This is a genomic window from Bacteroides sp. BFG-637 (assembly GCF_024793605.1).
In the GTDB taxonomy this organism is placed as follows: domain Bacteria; phylum Bacteroidota; class Bacteroidia; order Bacteroidales; family Bacteroidaceae; genus Bacteroides; species Bacteroides vicugnae.
Map to the genome: position 1 here is coordinate 1416598 of NZ_JANUPD010000002.1, position 24415 is coordinate 1441012.

The window sequence follows — 24415 nt, forward strand, 5'->3', positions numbered from 1 at the left end:
AAAAAAATACCTGCATTCCATTGTAAGGGTAGCCATTCCCATATCAATGCGTGTGGCATATGTACTTTGCCATGTCCGAAGATGTAACTTCAGACATGGCAAAGTACATACGAAAATCAATAAAATTACTATCTCGATTACATTACATATAAATTTATTCTTTTAGTTAGGTAGCGGCACTATTGGTCTGCGACCGTAATTTAACTTCAGACCTCTTTGATAAGCTTCGGGACCATGAAGGTTGTTGATATCCATTTCACCCAAGTTTACGAGGATCCCCCGTGCCATGAGACCGGCATCTTCGTTTTCAAGGCGTGGCAAGGTTTCCGCAGCTTCTTTTAGATCCGGCAGGAAAGGACGGATACAATCGCGCATGTTAGGATCTAATGACAGGCATTCCAGTGATGAATAAGCTATTTTTCTGTCTTTTTCCAAAACGGGAGTAATCAGGCGTGAAACACCTTCTTCGGCTTTGCCCAGATAGGCAACGGCATAGGCAGCCTCAGAAGCGATGTAAGGATTGTCATCTTGGAGGAGCGCCAATAAGGTTTCCGGACAAGTCCCAATTTGTTTTTCTCTAGCAAGTTTGGCATATCCCACTACTCCCCAGAACCGCATTTCCGGCAGAGAGCTTGCTATTGCTTTCTCCAATAAAGGAAGGGAAGCGGTAGTTGCCGTTCCAGCTGTCTCGACAAGGACATACAAGTCATCCAACGGATATTTCTCTTTCCGTACTTTATCATAAAGTATATGTCCGATACGTGAGGTAGGAAGGAAAAATCCCAAGTCACAGGTAGTGCGGATATGGTCAGACAGTGCTTGGCGCATTTTAGTGAGAATTGCTGCATATTCGGGCACATCGGACAAATCATGTAATTCACCCGCGTCTTTTTCAAGATCAAACAACATTTCTGCCGGATGGGCTTCAAAAGCCTGCCCCCAATCGGGGTTGGTATTGTGTCCTCCCAACACCAGCTTGTCCCAGGCTTTATTGGATGGCATCCCCCATTGGTAATAATTGCGTAAGGCAAACTGACGGTAGGGGATATAGCTGCGGATGTACTTGAATCGTCCGTCAGTAACGGCACGTACCGGCATGAAATGATGTAGCTGGTTGGCTGCCAATGCAAATTGCATTTCACGTTTTTCTTTATTTGCAAACTTGCCGTAAAGTGCTTTGCCCTGCATCTGTTTGGGTGGTTTTATCCCTGCAAGACTAAGTACAGTAGGTCCCAAATCCGTGAAGTTGACCAAACTGTACTCTTTGCCTGGAGCCTGATTCGCCAGATGTTGCCATTTGGGTGGAAAGTAGGCTATCAAAGGTACTCTTAGACCGCTTTCGTACAAATATCCTTTACCACGGGGTACGCAACCGCCATGATCACTGAAGAAGAAGATAATCGTATTTTCATCCAATCCTCTTTCTTTCAAATCTTTCAGGAAGAGGCCCAGCCAAATATCTACGTCTTGTACTGCTTCCAGATGACCGGCATAATCGGAACGTACTTCCGGCAAATCGGGAACATAGGAGGGCAATGAAAGTAATGTCGGGTAGATACCTTCCTGCGTGTAGTCTCTTCGTCCGTCGGTGTGGAAAGTACGAATGCGTCCCATATGTGAAGTTACCGTATTGAACACGGCGAAGAAAGGTTGATCTTTTCCCCGTTTTGAACTGTTGTAGGAAGCCTTGTTGTTGCACTCGTCCCAACATATTTTATTGTCGGTGGTGGAATTATAATGTGTCTTGCTGTTGTTCGTACAATAATATCCGGCTTCACGCAATTTCTGGGGAAAGAAGATGTCGGCGGGTGTATCATAGGGTACGGGATGGATATCCATTCCGTAGGTACTGAGTAGCATCCGGTGATAAGTGAAGAACGGGCCGCCGAACTTTGGGGAGCTACAGACCATGCGTTCATGAACTGTATGCCGCGGGAAGCAAGACTATCCGCATTGGGGGTATGTACCCCTTTGTTGCCATAGCAACCGAATTCGTATGCACTGGTATCTTCAAAGGTGAGCCAAAGAATATTTGGCCTCTCGTTTTTTTTGTCTGCTGCCTCTGTAGGTGCGGAATACAATCCGTAGAAGGCGGTACACATTAATAAAGGTAAGTGTCTCATAAAATGTTAAGTATATTTGTTTCTTTCTGCTAAAATAGCCCGTTTGTGTCTAACGGAGATTTTCTTATGTTCAAAAGTGTGTTAATATTGTCTCGGCAAATAATTTTTCAACAAAATTAATATCGATTCAACAATATTGCAAGACGCTTAAACATCTATTCATATGATATTGGATAAAAAAAGATAAGAGACCGAGGATAAAATTTTAATTTTAAATATTGAAATCTAACGCAAAAGATATGAGAAACATGTTTTTTATAATGATACTATTTTATGTATCATTTTTGTCAGGACAAGCACGAAATGTGAATGGAAATTCTTTTGATAATTCACTACGCTGTGAAGCAGATAAGCTGTTGACGAAATGGATGGACACCTTTTTGACCTATCAGTGCATCCATCCTGATTCCGCACTTGACGGAGGCATCCTGTGCCCTGCATGTGCCCGCATGCACGGGCGAATAGGAGATGCCGTACTTCCTTTAATGTATCTGGCGGAAAAGACTGGCAACCACAAATATCTGCTCGGAGCCAAGCGCCTAATGGCGTGGATGGAGAATGTGCACCGTCCAGATGGTTCATGGATGAATGATGTACATATTTCGGACTGGAACGGTACTACGGTATTTGCGTCTATTGCCCTCTACGAGGCTTTACATTATCATGGGCACTTACTGGATGACTCGACCCGTAACCATTGGAAGCAACAATTATTGAATGCCGGTGAGTTTATAATGGACAATCCTTTTATTTATAGCCGCAAGCGGAAAGGTATGCGGAATATGAACGTCAATTATTCAGCTTCTGCAACCTATGCCTTGTACGCTATCGGTGAACTGTGTAACCGCCCTGATTTCAAGATGGAAGCCCGAGAGATAGCTGCCGGACTGAAAAGCTATTTCACGGGGAATAATTGCTTCCTATATGGTGAAGGACCGAATATCAGTTCTGAAACTAGCAACGGCTGTCGTCCGGTCGATTTACTTTATAATATAGAAGAATCCCTGCCCAATATGGCATATTATGCAGTGATGGCGAATGATACGGAATTATTGTCACTCGTAGAACGTTCCATGAATACCCATCTGGAATTTATGTTGCCCGACGGTGCTTGGGATAACAGTTGGGGCACACGCAGTTTTAAGTGGACATACTGGGGTGGACGTACCAGTGACGGATTTATGGGAGGCTATTATCTGATGGCTGCCCGTCATCCGGAATATTTGGAGGCCATTCACCGCAATATCCGTTTGCTGGATGAGGCGACTCATGGCGGTCTTCTTTATGGAGGAATGCATTATCTCGCATCCGGTATTCCTCCCTGTATTCATCATACATTTGGACACGCCAAAGCATTAGCATCTTTCTTGGAACTGCCTCCTGTGAAGATAAATTCCTCGGGTAGCCTTCCCCGGGATGCTGTTTATGGCATGAAGTATTTTAAAGATATTCGTACTTGGCTTCTGTCCCAAGGAGCTTGGCGTGCCACGTTTACCGGATATGATGCTGAATATAAGGTAAAAGGGACTCATCCTATGGGAGGTGCCCTCTCTTTGCTGTGGCATGCGCAAGCAGGGCCTGTTTTTGCTGCAACTATGAATCAATATAAACTGATTGAAGCTCCTAATATGCAGAGCAATACCCGTAAATATCTGATGGGAGGTACTCCCCGAGTTGAATTAATTCAAGATGGGGTTGCATATAGTAATCTGGATGATTTGACCACGGACATCACTTGTTTTACCGGAAACAAAATCTGCCGGTTTGATGTACAGACTCATTTGGTTGATATTAATCAACAGTCTCCAAAACAAGGAGCAGTATCTGTAGTGATGGGTTATGCGTTCTCGGAACAAGGAGTCAGCATAAGTGTGGAGCATTGCAATGAATCGGCTTATCTTATGCTGCCGGTTATCGCATCGCCTGAAGAAAAGGTGGAAATAACTGCCCGTGAAGTTTGTATAAAGAAGAACAAAGGTGTATTGCATATCACCTGCGAATCTGGAAATATACAAGTGGCACCGACCGATGGAGATGGACGAATCTTCAATCCGGTTCCCGGATTTTCTTTTATACCTTTGCAAATAATACCGAAAGGCACTGATAAGAAAATACAGATAAATATCTATTTTTGCTAATATATTTCATCTATTTGCTTCATAATGGATTAGAACTATGAAAACACTGCAATTTTTGTTAGTACTTTTAGGAGGATTGTTTCCCTGTGTGCTGAATGCCGGTGTAACCGAAGATATTTATTTCTCCCATATTGGTCTGAAAGAGGGCTTGTCACACAGTACAGTTTTTGCTATTAATCAGGATAAAGAAGGAAATTTATGGTTTGCTACGTATGATGGTGTAAATAAATATGATGGTTATAATTTTACTGTATATCGTCATCAATATACAAATTCCAGTAGCATTGCCAGTGACATCTCCCACTGCATTGCAGTAGATGATTCAGACCGGATATGGGTTGGTACTCGTGAGGGATTATCTCTCTACAACCATCAAAAGAATGCTTTCTCCAATTATTATTATAAAAAGAATGGCTTGAATGTAGCTGTAACCAATATTGTATCAATTAAAAAAGACTGGTTGATATTGGGAACTGCCGAAGGTATCTTGCTTTTTGATGTAAAGAAGGAATGTTTCCTGAATGATACATTGTCTTCTTCCTTGCATAGATTGCAACCTACTGCCTTGGTACGCCAGGACGATTGCATTTATATAGGTGCCGAAGATGGCGCGTATATTTATACTCTATCAAGCGGTGTTCTGGAGAAGCTGGTGAATATACCTGCCGGTGTGAAAATACATGCTATATTGTGCCAGATGTTTAATAAAATATGGTTGGCAACAGAGGGAGATGGGCTTTATTTATATGACGTGAAATCAAAAGAATGGAAAAATTACCGTCATGCAGATGGTAAATCCGGATTAAACTCAAACTATGTGCGTTCTTTGGCATTGGACACGGAGAATCGTTTATGGGTGGGAACTTATGGAGGATTGAATATCTACAAGGAAGGTACAGATAACTTTTCGTCTATAAAAAGTTCGGAGATTCAGGAAGGAAGTTTGTCACAGAATTCAGTCCGAAGCATTTTCAGAGATTCGCAAGGCGGTATGTGGTTGGGTACATACTGGGGAGGATTGAATTACTATCATCCTTTGTGTAACCGCTTTCAGCGTATCAAGCATGTTCCGTTCTTAAATTCACTTAGTGATAATGTAGTCAGTTGTATTGTTGAGGATAATATGCATAACTTGTGGATCGGTACGAGTAATGGCGGGTTGAATTTCTATGATAATATTTCGCAACAATATAAGAATTATTTATTTAATTTGGGTAATGTGAGTGCACCTTTTAAAGATATTAAAACAGTATATGTGGATGAGGCGCAAGATAAGGTCTATGTAGGAGCACATGCCGGAGGAATGATGGCCTTGCACCGGAAATCCGGTCATGTGGAATATTATAATAGCCAGAACAGCAATTTGCCGAGTAATAATATTTATTCTATAATCTCTGATGGGCACGAGGGACTTTGGGTGGCATCATTGGAGTGTTTATTCCACTTTGATATGGTTAAACACAGCTTCACGATTGTTGATAAAGATAGGAACGGGCATAAATTGCAGCAAGATAACCGTTTGTTGTTTCGGGATTCCAAGAAACGTATATGGGCCGGAGGAAAAATGGGAGTCTCGGTTTTTAATCAGATAGGTACCTCCTTACTCATTAATACAGATTTTCAAATAGTTTCTATACTGAAGCAGGCATTTGTGAATTGTTTCTACGAATCTTCTTCCCAATATATATGGATTGGAACTCGCAACGGTTTATTTGCTTTGAAAGAGGGTGACAAGCAATTTTTGCAATATACAACAGCAAACGGTTTGCCGAGCAATGTTATTTACGGTATCCTGGAAGATGCCTACGGTCGTTTATGGATAAGTACGAATCAGGGATTGAGTTGCTTGAATCTGGAAAGTGGAAAATTCCGTAATTTTACGATTATGGACGGATTACAAGGTAATCAGTTTAATGCAGGAGCTTACTGCAGAAAAGACGATGGTTATATGCTGTTTGGAGGAGTCAACGGCATTACTTTATTCCGTCCTGAAACATTGATCGATAATCCTTATACCCCTAAACCCGTAATCAATAAATTATTTGTCTATAATAAGGAGGTACTGCCGGATGATGAAACCGGTATTTTGAAAAAGAACATTGCGTACGTTGACCATATAACTTTGTCGTCATCCCAGAATTCATTTTCCATTTCGTTTGTCGTCTCCAATTATATAGCAGGTAAGCATAATACTTTTGCTTATAAATTAGAAGGGTATAATGATGTATGGTATAAGCAAAATGATATCAGTCTCGTTTCTTACTCCAATTTACCGGCAGGAGACTATACTTTCTGCATAAAAGCGGCGAACAATGATGGAAAATGGAATGAGGATCCCACTATGCTTCACATCCGCATACTGCCGGTTTGGTATTGTACTTGGTGGGCACTTACTTTATTTATTCTGTCGTTTGCCTTGCTGGTATTCGGTAGTGTACGGTTCTTTTGGCTGCGCAAAAATATGCAAGCTGAAATACGCATGGAAAGACTCGATAAGGAAAAACGGGAAGAAATCAACCAAATGAAAATCCGTTTTTATGTAAATATCTCACATGAATTACGAACCCCGTTGACCTTGATTGTTGCGCCATTACAGGAATTACTCAACCATATCAGCGGGCATTGGGAACATGAGCTATTGTCCTATGTCCAGCGGAACGCCAACCGTCTACTGCACTTGGTTAATCAATTGATGGATTTCAGACGTGCAGAATTAGGAATCTTTGAACTCAGAGCTGTGTATTCCAATGCTTCTAAACGGGTACTAAACTGCTTTATGAATTATGAAAGTCTGTCTAAAAGAAAAGATATAGACTATAATTTCTATACAGAACTACAAGTTGAAAATGTGCTTTTCGACGAAAACTATTTGGATCTGATTGCAAATAACTTGCTTTCGAATGCCTTTAAATACACCAAAGTCGGCGGAAGCATAACCGTGAAACTCTATAAGGAAGATAACAACCTTGTATTACAAGTAGCCGATACTGGTATTGGCATTCCGCTCGAGAAACAGGAGAAGATTTTTGAACGTTTCTATCAGGTGGAGAATGGTTGTGAAGGAAGCGGTATCGGACTTTCTTTAATTCAGCGCTTGGTTGAACTGCATCATGGGCGGATTGTTCTTCAGAGTGAAGTAGGCAAAGGGTCCATTTTTACAATTTATCTGCCGCAGGATAAATCTGTATATACCCGGGAGGAACTGTCTGGCAGAAGTGGGGACGCAGGAGATCAACGTGTATATTCCACCAATGCAAATGACATCTATATTAGTGATGATGAGAAGTTGGAAAAGGAAGAAAATACAGATGATGAAGGCGGTAAACGCGGCACCATCCTAGTGGTAGAAGATAATAGGGAGCTGAGACAATACATAGTAAACAGTCTGTCTGCTTTCTTCAATCTCTTGGAAGCGGAGAACGGACAAAAGGCATTGTATATATTGAAAGACCAGGAAGTCGATTTGATTATTACAGATGTCATGATGCCTGTAATGGACGGTGTGAAATTATGCAAGTTAGTGAAACAGAATTTACGTACCTGCCATATTCCGGTTTATATGTTATCAGCCAAAGTGGATGTCAAGTACCAGTTGGAAGGCTTGCAGGTAGGAGCTGACGATTATATCGCCAAACCATTCTCTATGGAAGTGTTGAAGGTTAAGATACTGAATATGCTACGCACACGTTACCGCATTTTCGAGCGGTATTCCAAGATGATGGAAATTGAACCGGAAAAACTTGCGAATAATACAATGGACGAGGAACTGTTGCGAAAGGCCATTGCTGTCATTGAGAAGAACATGGATAATGTAGAATTCTCTACGGAACAGTTTGCACGTGAAATGAATATGAGCCGTTCAAATCTTCATCTCAAATTAAAAGCGATAACAGGAAAATCTGCCATTGATTTTATTCACAAGATACGGTTCAACCATGCATGCCAATTATTGAAAGAAGGAAAATATACTGTTTCCGAAATCAGCTTTATGGTAGGGTATAATACACCTTCTTATTTTGCAGCACGCTTCAAAAAATATATCGGATGCTTGCCGACAGAGTATGTAAAGAAATGATATTTATTACTTATGAAAGTACACCTTATTTTAGTTTTGACAGCAGTTTTAGTTCCTATCGGTTTCGTGCAGTCAATCGGCTTCATATCAGTTGTCAGTATCTAAGAGTGATAGTATTCGGAGTGGAGACAAACTTATAGAGCTTTTCACCTTGGTAAATGGAAACGGAATGTCTGTTAAGGTGACGAATTACGCCGCTTCTCTGACTGATATTTCCGTTCCCGACAGGCAAGGAAACTTTGAACATGTAGTTCTGGGGTTTGATAGTTTGAAATATTATTTAGGAAAACATCCTAAATTAGGTGCTACGGTGGGAAGGTTTGCCAACAGAATCAAAAATGCCGAATTCAAATTGAACGGGCAGACATATCATCTGGAAAAAAACAATAAAGGCCATTCCATCCATGGAGGGGCAAAAGGATTCAATAACCGGATTTTTGAAACGGACACATTCTATACAGTAAAAGATACGGCCATCGTAATTTTTAAATATAGAAGTGCGCACCTGGAAGGGGGATTTCCCGGAAATCTGAATCTTTCAGTAGCTTATAAACTTACTAATCAGAATGAGATTATCTTGGAATATACAGCTACTACAGATCAGCCTACGGTAATCAATCTTACGAACCATAGCTATTTCAACCTGACAGGCTGTAAAGAACCGGTGTTGGACCATATTTATAGGATTAATGCAGATTCCATAACTCCGGTCGATTCTACAGGCATTCCTACCGGAGAGATACTGGCCGTAGCAGGAACTGTATATGATTACACTACTCCACAACGGGCAGAAAAACGAATACGGAAAATGGGGAAAGGATATGATGTCAACTATAAACTGAATAGGCATTCAGATTCTTTGGAATTGGCGGCTATTGTGGTAGAACCCATATCCGGCAGAGTTCTGAAAGCATACACCACTGAACCAGGTATGCAGTTTTATATTCCGAATTCGAACATGGATTATCTTGCCGGACATGACGACAAGAAGTATGGCCGGTATTATGGCTTTTGCCTTGAGATGCAGCATTTTCCAGATGCTCCTAACAATCCTCAATTTCCAACTACAAGCTTGTTTCCGGGAGAAATATACCGCCAAATGACTATTTATAAATTTGAAACTATATCAGAATAATATATTTAATCAACTAAAACTTATTAATTATGAAAATGAAAGTATGGAAGAAATGCATGTTTATAATTGGAGTGCCTCTTTTGGTGATAACGAGTTTATGTGCCAATAACGAAATTCCCGACAATTCTGTAAAGAAAACAAGAAGCGGCACTTTTATTTATGAAAAGGACAAAGCATGGGAACCCGCTGGTGAAGGCGTGACCAGGCAAATCATGGGTTACGACGGGCAACTGATGCTGGTTAAAGTTAAGTTTGAGAAAGGGGCCATAGGAACTCCCCATACCCACTATCACACGCAAACGACTTATGTAGCAACTGGTAAATTCGAATTTACGGTAGGTGATGAAAAGAAAATTGTGGAAGCAGGAGACGGTATTTATATTGAACCAGACATCTTACATGGCTGCATTTGTCTGGAACCTGGAGTTTTGATTGATTGTTTTGCTCCGATGCGGGCGGATTTTCTGAAATAAGTACTGAAAAACAACCTAAAGGGCGTGTAATCAGATACATAAATTTACTATTTGATTAAAACAACACCCTGTGTTTTAGGTATCTATAAGGCTGTTTTTGCACAAAACTATTACATGGTGAACAATATTGATATGAAAAAAGTGGAAAAATGGGGAGATTAAAAACAATACTTTTACCCTTTTTTAGCACTTGTCGTATGTTTGTTATCGAAAAATTCTAAAGTTAAACCTTAGATTTATTTATGTATGTACAAATTAAAAGAATTATTTTTAATGTTTGTCCTCGCTTTTGTTAGTATGGCTGCATACGCACAAAGTCTGACAATAACCGGTAAGGTGGTTGATAGCGAAGGATATGAACTGATTGGAAGTAGTGTTACTATTAAAGGTGCTGTCGGGGTTGGAACAGTTACCGATATAAATGGTAACTATACTTTAAAAGTAAAAGATGCATCTAAAGATGTGCTGATTTTTTCTTATGTGGGGATGACTTCACAGGAAGTGAAGGTCAATAATCAAAGTGTAATTAACGTAACTTTAAAGGCTGATGCTGTGATGCTGGACGAAGTTGTTGCTATTGGTTATGCTACTGTAAAACGTAAGGATTTAACCGGTTCGGTAGCTTCAGTAGGCGGACAAGAACTTTCTAAAATTCCAGTTAGTGATGTAACACAAGCTTTGAGCGGACGTATGGCTGGTGTGATGGTACAACAAAGTGAGGGGGCTCCAGGTTCTACTGTTTCCATACGCGTACGTGGAGGAATTTCAATTACCCAGAGTAATGAACCACTTTATGTTATCGATGGATTTCCCAGCGAAGATGGTATGGCTAGCCTAGATCCCGCTGAAATAGAAACGATTGACGTACTGAAGGATGCTTCCGCCACAGCTATTTACGGTGCACGTGGTGCCAATGGTGTTGTAGTGATTTCCACCAAGAATGGTAGTAAATCCCACGGCAAAGCAACAGTCACTTTTGATAGTTATGTAGGCTTCAAGACTTTGGCCAAAAAGCTCGATGTACTTTCTCCTTACGAGTTTGTACGACTGGATTACGAACGCACCTTGTGGAGAATGAGTACAGGTGATGCTGGTGCTGACGGTATGACATCATGGGAGAAAAGATATGGTAAATATAGTGATATCGAAGCCAACTATGCCAATCGTCCCGGAATTAACTGGCAAGATGAAGCACTGGGACGTACAGCTTTAACACAGAACTATCGTGTTGCAGTCTCCGGAAAGACTGAAAAGATGAATTATAGTTTGGCTTATTCGTTCTATAATGAAGAAGGAGCTATGGTGTATAGTGGTACTAAGAAACACAATATCTCTTTTAACATGAATCATGAAGTTAACAAATGGCTCACGGTAAATTCTCGCATCAGTTATGACCAGAGACGTGTAGAAGGCATGGGAACTTCAGGAGATAGCGACCGTTTCAATAAGATGCAACATATCCTACAATACCGCCCCACAATCGGTATTCAAGGAACTGATGCAGAACTTCTGGCAGGTGAAGACCCCATTTTAGCTGATGACAGTGGTAATGTAATGCAGAATCCTCTAATTTCTGCTGCCGAAGAAATTAATGATAGAGAGTGGCGTACTTTCCAAGCCAATGGAGGTGCTACGATTAAATTGCTAAAAGGATTGTCGTTTCGCAGTACAGTAGGTATGCTCTATCAAACTCGTCGTAATGATGTGTTCTATGGTGCAGAATCGCAAACAGCTAAGCGTTCCAGTATCAAAGGTACTATTACGAATCTCGAAAATAATAGTTTTCAGACTTCCAATGTTTTGACTTATGCTTGGAATAACAAGATACATGATATCACTGCAATGGTTGGCCACGAGTTTATAAGCAAATGGGCACGTTCGTTCTCAGCAGGTGCTACTCAATTTCCGAATGACGAAATCGGACTGGGCGACCTTTCATTAGGAACACCAAGTACTCCTACTTCTTCTGAGAATTATGATGATAAGCTGCTTTCTTTCTTTGCTCGCGTAAACTACAGCTTGTTGGACAAGTACCTGTTTACAGCTTCAGTACGTGCCGATGGTTCTTCAAAATTCGGAAAGAACAATAAATGGGGATATTTCCCGGCATTTTCTGCTGCATGGCGTTTGAGTGAAGAAAAATTCATCAAGAATTTGAATGTCTTCTCTGATTTGAAACTCCGTGTCGGTTATGGCTTGGCAGGTAATAACCGAATCGACAGTTATCAGAGTCTGGCAATCATGAGTTCTGTTACAGCTGCTAATGGCAACGGCGCACAGGCTGGTTATGCTTCCAATCAAGTTCCTAACCCCGATTTGAAATGGGAGGCTAACAAGACGTTCAATTTAGGTATGGATTTTGGTTTCTTGAATCAACGTGTCACTTTCTCTCCGGAATTCTACATCAACCGAAGTAGTAATTTGTTGTTGGCGGCCAAATTGCCTTACTCATCTGGTTATCAGAATATGATTATTAATGCAGGCGAAACTCAAAATATCGGTATCGACTTGACTATTAATACAGTGAACTTCACCAACAAGAATTTCTCATGGAATACGACTGTTACATTATCTCATAATAAGAACAAAGTCAACAAGCTGACAGGTGAAGACGTACAGTTGTATTTGGCAAGCTTTGGTTATTCTGGTGCCGGTGCGTCCCATCAAATTGCAGTTGGACAACCCTTAGGACAGTTCTATGGCTATGTTACAGATGGTCTGTATCAGGTAAGCGATTTCGATTATGATGCAACGACTAATACTTATACCTTGAAGGATGGGGTTCCTTATCATGGAGACAAAAAACAAATTCAACCGGGTTATTGGAAATTTAAGAATGTGGATGGTAGTGAGGATAATTTGATTACGGAAAATGACAAGACTGTTATCGGTAATGCATTCCCTGATTTCTATGGTGGTATTAACAATACCTTTACTTGGAAAGATTTTGATTTGAGCATTTTTTTGACCTATAGCTACGGAGCAGAAGTACTTAATGCCACGAAACTGACTAATACAAAAACAGCTTTGACCAATAAGAACGTGTTGGCAATAGCCAATGAAGCTAACCGTTGGGTAACCGTAAACAGCAATGGAGAATTGATTAAGAATCCGGAAGAACTGGCGGCTGTAAACAGGGGAAAAAGCGTTGCTGTATTTGGTGACAACGGTTCGAACAATACATACATTCATTCGTGGGCTGTGGAAGATGCTTCCTATCTGAAACTTAGTAATATAACCATCGGATATTCATTCCCTAAAAGAATGATTAATAAGCTTGGTTTAAGCAAATTACGTATATACGCCACTGGAAACAACTTGCTGACATGGACACCTTATACAGGTTTTGATCCAGAGGTTTCTACAATGAGCGATGCTCTGACTCCGGGCGTTGATTTCGGTGCTTATCCCAGAAGTCGGTCTTTCGTATTTGGTGTTAATGTAGCATTTTAATTAGGATAAAAAAAGGGAATACAATGAAAAATAAAATGATATATGCGCTTGGCGCACTGATGGTGATAGGATTTGGTTCCTGTGATTTAACGGAAAAGCCTACTTCATATTATGAGAAAGATACTTATTTCGTGACAGAAGACAAGGCCCGAATGGCAGTTGTAGGAATCTATGACTGTTTGGAGACCGGTGAATATTACGGCCAATACATTATGCCTTTCTTCGGTTCGGATGATATGTTTATGGTAAGAGGGGTTGGTGCAGATGGAACTCGCCGTGATTTGTCTCACTATATGTATACTTCTTCGAATACATGGATTGCTTCCGTTTGGAAGTTTGCCTATCAAGGTCTTGACCGTGCCAATCTAGCAATTGCTAGTATTGAGCAGATGGAAGGATATGAAGGGAATACAGCTTTACAGGAATTAGTTGGACAGGCCAAATTTCTTCGGGCATTCTTGGCCTTCGATTTGGTAAGATTCTTTGGGGATGTGCCATTTAGCGTAGATTATACAAGCGGCTATGAACAGACTTCCAAACCTCGCATGGATCGTGAATTGATATACGATCAGATAATTGACGATTTAAACTTTGCAAAGGAACATTTGTATGTAGGAAGTGCAGTTGCTTCTTCTGAAATTCCATGTAAGGGGGCGGCTCGGGCATTATTGATGAGGGTGTATTTGCAACGGGCCGGCTATAGCCTAAGCAGCACTACCGGAAAGTTGACCCGTCCGGATGATACTACCCGCAAGAGCTATTTTGAAGCTGTGATTAGGGAATGGGAGACATTCAAGGCAGAAGGTTATCATAATTTCTATGGTGGCGGTTACGAGCAACTCTTCAAAAACTATTCTCAATTGATTCTGAATAATCAGGAAAGTTTGTGGGAGATTGCTTTTGAACCCAATCAAGGACAAACAGACAATGCTGGTATGTGGGCTACTTACAATGGCCCGATAGTAGATGCTCCGGGTAGTTATTCTGGCACGAGTTCATACATGGGACGCGCCAATGCTTTCTTTACGGTATTACCCTACTGGAAATCATTCTATGAATCGAATGCGGATGGTAGTCAGAAGGATGTACGTCGGGATGTAAATTTCGTGGATTATGCGTATGTATGGAATGCTACTACCGAAACTCAGGATAAGTCATATACGGCCAGTTCTATAGCCAAGAGTTTATATCGTTATCCGGGTAAATGGCGCAGAGAATGGATGGCTTTGGGTTTTGTGGATCCCAACAATACTGGTGTGAACTATTGTCCTTTGCGTTATGCAGATGTTGTATTAATGGCTGCAGAGGCTTATAATGAGACTAACAATACAACAGAAGCCTGGAAGCTACTGAACGATGTACGCCAGCGTGCAGAGGCTACTCCTATTACGAGTGCCAACTATGCAAGTCTGATGAAAGCTCCTAAGGTGTATAATTTGGATTTTATTGATGATAGTGACGATGCTGGGAAATTTCGTACAGCTTTGTATTGGGAACGTGGTTTTGAACTTTGTTACGAGGGACAACGCAAGTATGACTTTCTTCGGTGGGGATGTCTGGGTGATGCTTTGAGAGCTGCACAAGCTTACATAGAATCCTGGTATCCAGATGCTAATGAATACATTAATGCAAGTACACTACAAAGTTGGGATCCTGTTTCATGGGCATCAAGCAATTATGTGGCTGGACATAACTTTGTGGATGGCAAACATGAATTGTATCCCATTCCGTTAGCTGAGATACAGTCGAATGCAGCTTTGAATGGACAGAACAATCCGGGATTTGAATAAAAACCCTCCGTAGAGTATTTCACAGGTAATAAAAAGAATATTATTCTGTCATAAAACAGACGTAATAATCTTTTTATTACCTGTGAAACTTCTTTCCATAGAATCGTGTAATGAGTTTTTGATTTGTAGGCAATTTTGCATATAGAAACAGTTATTTATAAGACATATTTTTATGAAGAATATTTTATTGTTGGGATATGTAGTTGTTACGTTATTGGAATGTTCTAGTTGTGCGTCTCCTCAGCCCGAAGAAGACTATGGTTGGCTAAAGAGTGCAATAGATACATCTGTCAGGCAATTGGAAGAAACTGTAGCTGATATAGGTGATTCTGTTTTATTGCCTCGTTCCATCTGGACTGGTTATGATATAGATTTCCTATGCAGCCAACTGCAACAGAATCCTATGACCTTTAAGGACTCCTTACGGGTAAAACCCGTGACGGAAGTATTGGGTACTCGTCGTTATTGCACTTCTATCTATGACTGGACAAGCGGATTCTTTCCCGGCAACCTGTGGCTAATCTACCAAATAACAGGCAAAGAAAATCTGAAGGACGCTGCCATACATTTTACAAATTTTCTCTATCCAGTAAGGAAATATAAAGGTACGCATGATATCGGATTCATGATGAATTGCAGCTACGGCAATGCCTATCGTTTGGCTCCTGCAGACAGTGTACGTCAGGCATTGATACAAACCGCTGATAATCTGTGCGGACGTTTTGATTCCAAGATAGGATGTATTCGTTCGTGGGACTTCGGACGGTGGAATTTCCCCGTTATCATAGACAACATGATGAATTTGGACCTTTTGTTTTATGTATATCGACTTACTGGTAATCCGCAATACAAAGAGATTGCTCTACAACATGCTCGCGTAACACAACAACATCAGTTTCGGGAAGACTATTCCTCTTATCATGTGGTGAGCTATAATGACGATCGGAGTGTAGAAGAGAAATGTACTCACCAAGGAAAGAATGACGATTCAGCTTGGGCACGCGGACAAGCTTGGGGTGTATATGGATACACATCCTGCTATCGCGAATCGAAAAATACGCTCTTCCTGCAACAAGCTAAAAACATTGCAGCAATGATAATGGACCGTGTGAAGACTGAAGACCTCATTCCTTTATGGGATTACGATGCCCCCGATACTCCTGAAACACCCCGTGATGTATCAGCAGCTTCTATTACAGCCTCGGCACTAATAGAACTTAGTACCTTGACGGAAAATGGACAAATATATCTGAATTATGCTGAAAAATTACTTCATTCACTTTCTTCAGATGCGTATTTGGCAAAAGCCGGTACCAACCAAGGATTCCTGCTGATGCATTCAGTAGGCTCACTACCTAATGGTTCGGAGATCGACACCCCACTGAATTATGCCGACTACTACTATCTGGAAGCATTGCTGCGATACATGCAGGTAAAAAAGATTAGACTACGAATCGCTTTAATTGAATAGAATATTACTTTTATGAAAAATTTGAAATACATTTTGAGCATTGTTTTATTAACAGTGTCCTTTTACATTCAAGCGCAGCAACTCAAAGAAGAAGCTTTCAGCCTCTTAAATCTGGACTATCAGGGTATGCAGGAGGTTAAAGCCGCCTATGCTGCACAAAATTATGACGAAGCTGCCAAAGCACTGTTGAATTATTACCGGCATCGCACGGGAATCTTCCATCCTGATATTGATTTGAAGAACATTCAAATTTCAAAAGAAGAGCAAAAGTGGGCGGATGACGCTTTGGAACATACATTCTTTGTACATAAAGGATATCAACCTTCTTATAATTATGGCAAAGACATCAACTGGCAATATTGGCCGGTGCAAGACAATGAACTACGTTGGCAACTGCATCGCCATAAATGGTTTACTCCTATGGGAAAAGCCTATCGCCTTTCAGGTGATGAGAAATATGCCAAAGAATGGGCATACCAGTATATGGATTGGATTAAGAAGAATCCTTTGACACAGGTGGAACCGGAAGAATATGAACTGGTCAGTGCCGGTGAAGTAAAAGACAATGCGGAGAATGTACGTTTTGCCTGGCGTCCATTGGAAGTCAGCAACCGTTTGCAAGACCAGACCTTGCAGTTCTTGTTGTTTGTCGATTCACCGTCGTTCACTCCAGAATTCTTGACTGAATTTCTAGTGAATTATCATCGCCATGCACTGCACATTCTGAATAATTATTCCGCTCAGGGTAATCACTTGCTTTTTGAAGCTCAGCGCATGGTGTATGCAGGAGCCTTCTTTCCAGAGTTTAAAGAGGCTGCCTCTTGGAGGGAAAGTGGCATCAGCATTCTGAACCGTGAAATCAAAAAGCAAGTTTATCCGGATGGAGGTCAGTACGAGTTGGACCCTCATTATCATTTGGCAGCAATCAATATCTTTTGTAAAGCTTTGCGCATGGCGGATGTTAACGGTTTCCGTCAGGAATTTCCTGCTGAATATGTGAATACGGTAAAGAGCATGATCGAATTCTACTCAAATATTTGCTTCCCTGATTATAGCAATCCTTGTTTCAGCGATGCCAAACTGGGTAATCGTCCGGCAGAAATTAAAAATTATAAGGAGTGGCTCAATATTTTCCCGGATTGTGAATGGATACGCTATTATGCAACCGAAGGACGTGAAGGCACTCCGTTGCCTAATCTGTCTCATGGCGCTTTGACTTCTGGCTTTTTCACTTTCAGAAACGGGTGGAAACAAGATGCTACAGTAATGGTGGTGAAAGCAGGTCCGAAGGGCGAATGGCACTGTCAGCCCGATAACGGAACTTTTGAACTTTGGTTTAATGGCAAGAATCTGTTTCCCGACAGCGGCTCGTATGTGTATGCCGGAGATGATGAAGTGATGAAGCTTCGCAACTGGTTCCGCCAGACTTGCGTTCATAATACACTGACATTGGATGAAAAGAATCTACAAACCACGCAGTCTGTCACTAAACTTTGGAAACCAGAAGGTAATGAACAGATCCTGGTAACGGAAAATCCGCATTATGACGGGCTGAAACACAGGCGTTCCGTATTTTTTGTTGACCAGACGTATTTTGTCATTGTTGATGAGGCAGTTGGAGATGCCAAAGGAACAGTGAACCTGAACTATCATTTCTGCGAAGGAAATGTCAATGTGGATGAAAAGAATAATATACTGACCACCGCTTTTGACGGACCGAACAATGTGAAGCTGCAATGCTTTGCCGAGAAAAAAATCTCTACCAGAGAAAAGGAAGGCTGGAGTTCGATTGCTTATCGTCAACGCGTAGCCCGCACTTCCGTATCATTCGATATAGTCAAGGAAAGTCCGGCCCCGGTACGTTACATCACAGTTATTTATCCGGTGAAGGATACAGCTTCTTTCCCCTATATCAAGGCGAAATACCTGAATAAAGAATTCGATGAAAACGGTGTGAAGATAGAAGTATCTGTCAATGGTAAGAAACGCCAATTAGAGTATCATTTATAAGCGGCAGTGGTTATGAATCGACTATCATTTTTATTTTTGCCCCTCACAGCTATTGGAGTATCTGCTTGTAGTTCAGGTAAACTCAAGGAAGAGGTGAAACGGCCCAATATCATTTTTATGATGACGGACGACCATACTACACAAGCTATGTCGTGCTACGGAGGTCGTCTTCTCCAGACTCCCAACATGGATAGAATTGCCAACGAAGGTATCCGCATGGACAATTGTTATGCGGTCAATGCCCTGTCCGGTCCGTCAAGGGCTTGTATCTTAACGGGCAAATTCAGTCATGTCAACGGATTCACGGACAATGCCAGCACTTTTGACGGCAGTCAGCAGACTTTCCCTAAATTATTGCAGTCAGCAGGCTATCAGACTTCAATCGTTGGTAAGTGGCATTTGATTACAGAGCCTCAGGGATTTGATTATTGGTGTATCCTGACAGGACAGCATGAACAAGGGGATTATTATAATCCTGCTTTCAACGAGAATGGAAAGCAAATTGTAGAACAAGGATACACTACTGATATTATAACAGACAAAGCTATCGAGTATCTGGAGAATAGAGATAAGAGCAAGCCTTTTTGTATGATGTATCATCAGAAAGCGCCACACCGCAACTGGATGCCTGCTCCCCGTCATTTGGGTATGTTCAACAATACGACTTTTCCCCAACCGGCCACATTCTTTGATACCTATGAAGGCAGAGGTTCTGCAGCCAAAGAACAGGATATGTCGATTGAGCATACACTTACGAACGATTGGGACTTGAAATTGCTGACTCGCGAAGAAATGCTGAGAGATACGACCAACCGTTTGTATCAGGTTTATAAACGTATGCCTGCCGATGTACAAGACAAGTGGGATTCCGTCTATGCACAACGCATTTCCGAATATCGCAGCGGCAAACTGCAGGGCAAGGAACTTATAAGTTGGAAATACCAACAATATATGCGCGATTATCTAGCAACGGTAGTGGCTGTGGATGAAAACATCGGACGCATACTCAGCTATCTGGAAAAAAAGGGCGAATTGGATAATACAATCATTATCTACACTTCAGACCAAGGTTTTTTCCTGGGTGAGCATGGATGGTTTGATAAACGCTTTATGTATGAAGAATGTCAACGCATGCCGTTGATAATCCGATATCCGAAAGCAATAAAAGCGGGTAGTATTTCGGATGCAATTGCAATGAATGTGGATTTTGCTCCTACCTTGCTGGACTTTGCGGGAGTGGATATACCAGATGATATTCAAGGTAAATCATTGAAACCTATTCTGACCAATGGAAGCAAGACTCCTGCCGATTGGAGAAAGGCGGCTTATTACCATTATTACGAATATCCGGCAGAACACTCGGTAAAGCGGCATTACGGTATTCGCACGGCTGATTTTAAGCTGATTCACTTCTACAATGATGTGGATGAGTGGGAAATGTATGATTTGAAGAACGACCCGAATGAATTAAATAATATATTCGGCAAATTAGAGTATGCTGATAAGCAAACAGAACTAATGTCGTTACTGAAAGAGGTTCAAAAACAATATAAGGATGAAGATCCTGACGAAAAAGAGAATGAACTGTTCAAAGGTGACAGACGGTTCATAAAGAACTGATGCCTTGCAAGCATGAAATATAGTACATTTATAGGGTTTTGAACCCCTTTTAATCAATAATAAGACAGTCAGTTTGAAAGAGTTGGTTACTTTCAACAAATAAAAATAAGATTCAAAAATGAAAAAGATATTATTAGGTTTACCTGCCTTTTGTCTGTTGATGTCATGTAACAGTTCCGGACAAACAGCCGTTATAAAAGTCGCTGAAAAAACGATGATGCACGAAGTCCGTGCAACTCCTTCACCGTTGAATGACGCACATGTTGCGGTGAATCCGCCGCGTTTTATGTGGCCGGACAAATTTCCGCATTTAGGTTCCGTTTTAGATGGTGTACCGGGGCAAGTGGACGAAAAGCCGAAAGTACTTTACCGGATTCGTATTTCCCAAGACAAAAATTTCCAAAAGGATGTTCTGACGGGAGAACGTGCCTGGGCTTTCTTCAATCCTTTCCAGTGTCTGGCTCCGGGAAAATGGTATTGGCAACATGCTTATGTTACTCCCGAAGGTAATGAAGAGTGGTCGCCGGTTTATCAGTTCTATATAAATAAAGATACACCGGAGTTTAATCCACCTGCTTTAGAGAAAGTATTGGCGGGTTACCCTTCCCATCATCCCCGTGTATTGTTAGATGCCGATGATTGGGAGGAGATCATAGCAAAAAATAAAAATAATCCGGAAGCTCGGGCATATATAGACAAGGCTGTCCGATGCATCTCGCATCCGTTGAAACATCTTTGGGAGGAGATAGATACAACGAATGTGGTTACATTGACCAACCTTGTACAGCGTAAGTCTGCCCTTATACGGGAAAGCCGTAAGATTGTGGATAGGGAAGAAGCTAACGTAGAAGCATTGGTACGTGCCTACCTATTGACGAAAGATAAAAAATATTATCGGGAAGGTATCGACCGATTGAGCGAAATTCTTTCCTGGCAAGAAAGCAAATACTTTGCAGGCGACTTTAATCTATCCACTTTATTATCTATGAGTACATCTACATATGATGGATTCTATGGCTTGCTGTCTCCTGAAGAGAAACAACTGCTATTGGACAACATTCGCAATATTGGCGATAAGTTCTATAATGAATATGTCAATCATCTGGAGAACCGTATCGCCGACAACCATGTATGGCAGATGACTTTCCGTATTCTGACGATGGCGGCATTCGCTACGGTTGGTGAGATACCGGAAGCATCAGTGTGGACAGATTATTGCTATAATGAATGGATTTCCCGCCTTCCCGGTCTGAACAAAGATGGTGCCTGGCATAACGGAGACGCTTATTTCCATGTAAATATACGCACCTTAATAGAAATTCCGGCCTTCTTCTCACGTATTTCAGGCTTCAATTTCTTTGCTGATCCGTGGTATAACAATAATGCATTATATGTCATCTACCAGCAACCTCCTTTCTCCAAATCCGGAGGTCATGGCAATTCGCATGAGGGACAGCATACTCCGAACGGAGGCCGCGTAGGATATGCTGATGCCATAGCGCGTGAATGTAACAACCCGTGGGCGGCAGCCTATGTACACGAAATCATGCAAGAAGACCCCGATATCTTCTCGAAAGCTTTCGAAACCAAACCGGCAGACCTGACGTGGTATCGTTGTATTACTAAAAAGGAAAGACCTGCTTATAGCATGCGCTTGTCGGATTTACCGGCATGCAAAATCTTCAGTCAAACGGGTACTGCTTTGATGCATACCGACATCGGACACCATACTAACAATGCGATGCTTTCTTTCCGAAGCAGTCCTTACGGTTCTACTTCTCATGCCTTAGCGAATCAGAATGCTTTCAACACCTTCTTTGGCGGTAAAGCCATCTTCTATAGCAGCGGACATCGTACCGGGTTTACAGATGACCACTGCATGTATGCCTATCGGAACACTCGTGCCCATAATTCCATATTGGTAAACGGTATGGGACAAAAGATAGGAACAGAAGGTTATGGTTGGATTCCCCGCTATTACGAAGGTGAAGAAATCTCTTACGTTGTAGGTGATGCTTCCAATGCCTATGGCAAAGTCATTTCTCCGTTATGGCTGGAACGCGGACGTTTGTCCGGCACTCGTTTTACTCCAGAAATGGGTTGGGATGAGAATAAACTGGATTTCTTCCGCAGGCACATTGTCCAATTAGGACGTTCGGGACTATTTGTCATTTATGATGAACTGACAGGTAAGGAACCTGTAAAGTGGAATTATTTACTGCATACGGTAGAACTTCCGATGGAAGTGGTTGAAGAAGGGGGTGGACTGCGTATTCTGGGAAAGAATAAGGTAGACGGAGTATCTGTAGCCCATTTGTTTTCTTCACAAAAGATGACTTACGCACAGACAGATACCTTCTTTGTGGCTGCTGTTGATTGGAAAAAACGACTTGGCAAGACACTCCCTAATCATTACCATTTCACAGCAACCACGTCTCCCAGCAATCAGGTCTGTTTTTTGAATGTGATTGATGTACATGGGAATAACCGTGCTGATGCTGTGGTGGATCGTGAAGGAAATCGCATAACTGTAAAAGAATGGGTTATTGAATGTAATTTAGATGGTGGAGAGAAAGCATTTCTCCGTATAGAAAATAAAAAGAAAGGTGTTTCGCTGAACTTTGATTATGATTTGAATAATGGTGCTACGACTATTGTAGATCAAGTCGGTGGTAAGCGTGTGGAAAAGAAACTAGTTGATAACTTACCGGATTTAGAGATATAGAAAGCATTTCTCATATTCTCATTAATTTTCATAGACATCAGATAATCAAACAAATATCTTATGAGAAATACTTTTCAATACGGTATTTCTCATAAGATATTCTCTATTTTAGCTTAAATTTCAGCTTACTCTCATAACATTTCAGGGTATTTCTCATAGTCAGCTTACCCTCTCTTCCCTTTTCTTGGTTGAAGATAAGCAGTATTTCCGATTGTATTCACATATATAAATTTAGCAGTTCCTATTGCCAGTCTATTATTTAATGATTTGTCCTCCCGTATTATCCTCAATCCATCCAGCCTACTTACCTTTTGTGACAAGTCCCCATTAAACAAACGTTATACAGCTGTTATACTTCCATTATCCCATAACCATTTGTCCATTAACGTGCCGATATCACTAACTTCCCACGGCCGTGGTAGGATCTCGTCATGGCTGTGGGAAGAAGCTACCACGGCCGTGGGAAGATCTCGTCACGACCGTGACGAATTAAAGATACCGATACTTTAATGTAACTATACCGGTATCCCAACATAACTATACCGGCTACTCTTCCTATAAAGTCCCACTTGATTAATCTTAAAACAAGGCACTTGACAAGAAATCAAGGCTGACAATAAAAGTGCAGATGTTTTACTGTCAGCCTATTATCAGCACCTATTGTCAGGCAGTATAAAATTGATATTCAAGCACTTGAATGTCATCCTGACAGATTGACAATAAAAAGAGTACAAATCGCTAAGTATTAGCCTAAACAAAATAAGATGATTGCTCATTTCTGCATCTTTGTGGACCAATTCTGTTTTATTCTTTTGATTCTTATACACAGCTTTTTTAACGGGCATTTATAACAACTACCCCGTCCTAATTCAAGTTCTATTTCTAAATCCCGTGTCCGTTCGTTTAGCTCTATCCACATGCCCCGTAATGCATCCCGCTGTGATTTGGCTTCCCTGTACATTTCGAGTTCCTTGTCGCGTGCCCCTAAGAGAAAAGCATATGCCGAACACACTTCAGATTTACTGATGCAAAGCTGCTCCAAGACTTTCACGTATTCCGGGCTAATTCCTTTCTCCCTAATCTTCAGGAATCCACGGAGACTCTGATCGTTTACGACGGTTCTGTAATCCTTGAAATATGACATGATTACCTGCATATCCACCCAAAGTTGGATATACTCTTTTTCGATACCGTATTTCTTGGCCGCTTCTTCTATGCTAATCCATTCTGACATAGTGTTCGTTTTTTTATGTGTGATACAATGAAAGAGGGATACTCTTTTTATTATATTAGCACAACGGGCATCTACGCTTCCTGCAGTCCGGTGGCGGGGATTGGTCAGATTATATTGGGGTATTATGAATAAACCGACCGGATACAAGAAAGGCGTAGATGCTGTTGC

11 protein-coding genes and 1 pseudogene are annotated in these 24415 nt (G+C 41.3%); 10 read left to right on the top strand and 2 right to left on the bottom strand.

What is annotated here, in order from left to right:
• Window positions 1-162: 162 nt before the first annotated feature.
• Window positions 163-2123 (bottom strand): annotated as a pseudogene (locus tag NXX38_RS05990) (sulfatase-like hydrolase/transferase).
• A 239-nt stretch (window positions 2124-2362) separates the two neighbouring features.
• Between NXX38_RS05990 and NXX38_RS05995 the strand changes: the two are divergent.
• From NXX38_RS05995 to NXX38_RS06040, 10 genes are all read left to right on the top strand, one after another.
• Window positions 2363-4261 carry a hypothetical protein gene (locus NXX38_RS05995; protein ID WP_258978810.1) on the top strand — a complete coding sequence of 633 codons (1899 nt, stop codon included), beginning with the start codon at window positions 2363-2365 and terminating at the stop codon, window positions 4259-4261.
• Window positions 4262-4298: 37 nt separating this feature from the next.
• Window positions 4299-8336, top strand: coding sequence for a two-component regulator propeller domain-containing protein (locus NXX38_RS06000; RefSeq protein ID WP_258978811.1), 4038 nt, complete (start codon window positions 4299-4301; stop codon window positions 8334-8336).
• Window positions 8337-8427: 91 nt separating this feature from the next.
• Window positions 8428-9471: an aldose epimerase family protein gene (locus NXX38_RS06005; protein ID WP_258978812.1), complete on the top strand. Its 1044-nt coding sequence runs from the start codon at window positions 8428-8430 to the stop codon at window positions 9469-9471.
• A gap of 29 nt (window positions 9472-9500) precedes the next feature.
• On the top strand, window positions 9501-9944 hold the full coding sequence (locus NXX38_RS06010) for a cupin domain-containing protein (RefSeq protein WP_234131805.1): 444 nt from the start codon (window positions 9501-9503) through the stop codon (window positions 9942-9944).
• Window positions 9945-10190: 246 nt separating this feature from the next.
• Window positions 10191-13397: a TonB-dependent receptor gene (locus NXX38_RS06015; RefSeq protein WP_148367773.1), complete on the top strand. Its 3207-nt coding sequence runs from the start codon at window positions 10191-10193 to the stop codon at window positions 13395-13397.
• A gap of 23 nt (window positions 13398-13420) precedes the next feature.
• On the top strand, window positions 13421-15187 hold the full coding sequence (locus NXX38_RS06020; RefSeq protein WP_148367774.1) for a RagB/SusD family nutrient uptake outer membrane protein: 1767 nt from the start codon (window positions 13421-13423) through the stop codon (window positions 15185-15187).
• A gap of 172 nt (window positions 15188-15359) precedes the next feature.
• A complete protein-coding gene (locus NXX38_RS06025) occupies window positions 15360-16658 on the top strand; it encodes a DUF4995 domain-containing protein (protein ID WP_258978813.1) in 1299 nt (432 codons plus the stop codon).
• A gap of 12 nt (window positions 16659-16670) precedes the next feature.
• Window positions 16671-18668 (top strand): heparin-sulfate lyase HepC, encoded by a 1998-nt coding sequence (gene hepC, locus NXX38_RS06030; protein ID WP_148367776.1) that lies wholly within the window; start codon window positions 16671-16673, stop codon window positions 18666-18668.
• A gap of 12 nt (window positions 18669-18680) precedes the next feature.
• Window positions 18681-20288: a sulfatase gene (locus NXX38_RS06035; RefSeq protein ID WP_148367777.1), complete on the top strand. Its 1608-nt coding sequence runs from the start codon at window positions 18681-18683 to the stop codon at window positions 20286-20288.
• A 118-nt stretch (window positions 20289-20406) separates the two neighbouring features.
• Window positions 20407-23013 carry a DUF4962 domain-containing protein gene (locus NXX38_RS06040; RefSeq protein ID WP_258978815.1) on the top strand — a complete coding sequence of 869 codons (2607 nt, stop codon included), beginning with the start codon at window positions 20407-20409 and terminating at the stop codon, window positions 23011-23013.
• 772 nt (window positions 23014-23785) lie between these two features.
• Here the strand turns inward: NXX38_RS06040 and NXX38_RS06045 are convergent.
• Window positions 23786-24247 carry a hypothetical protein gene (locus tag NXX38_RS06045; RefSeq protein WP_148367780.1) on the bottom strand — a complete coding sequence of 154 codons (462 nt, stop codon included), beginning with the start codon at window positions 24245-24247 and terminating at the stop codon, window positions 23786-23788.
• Between the last annotated feature and the right edge of the window lie 168 nt (window positions 24248-24415).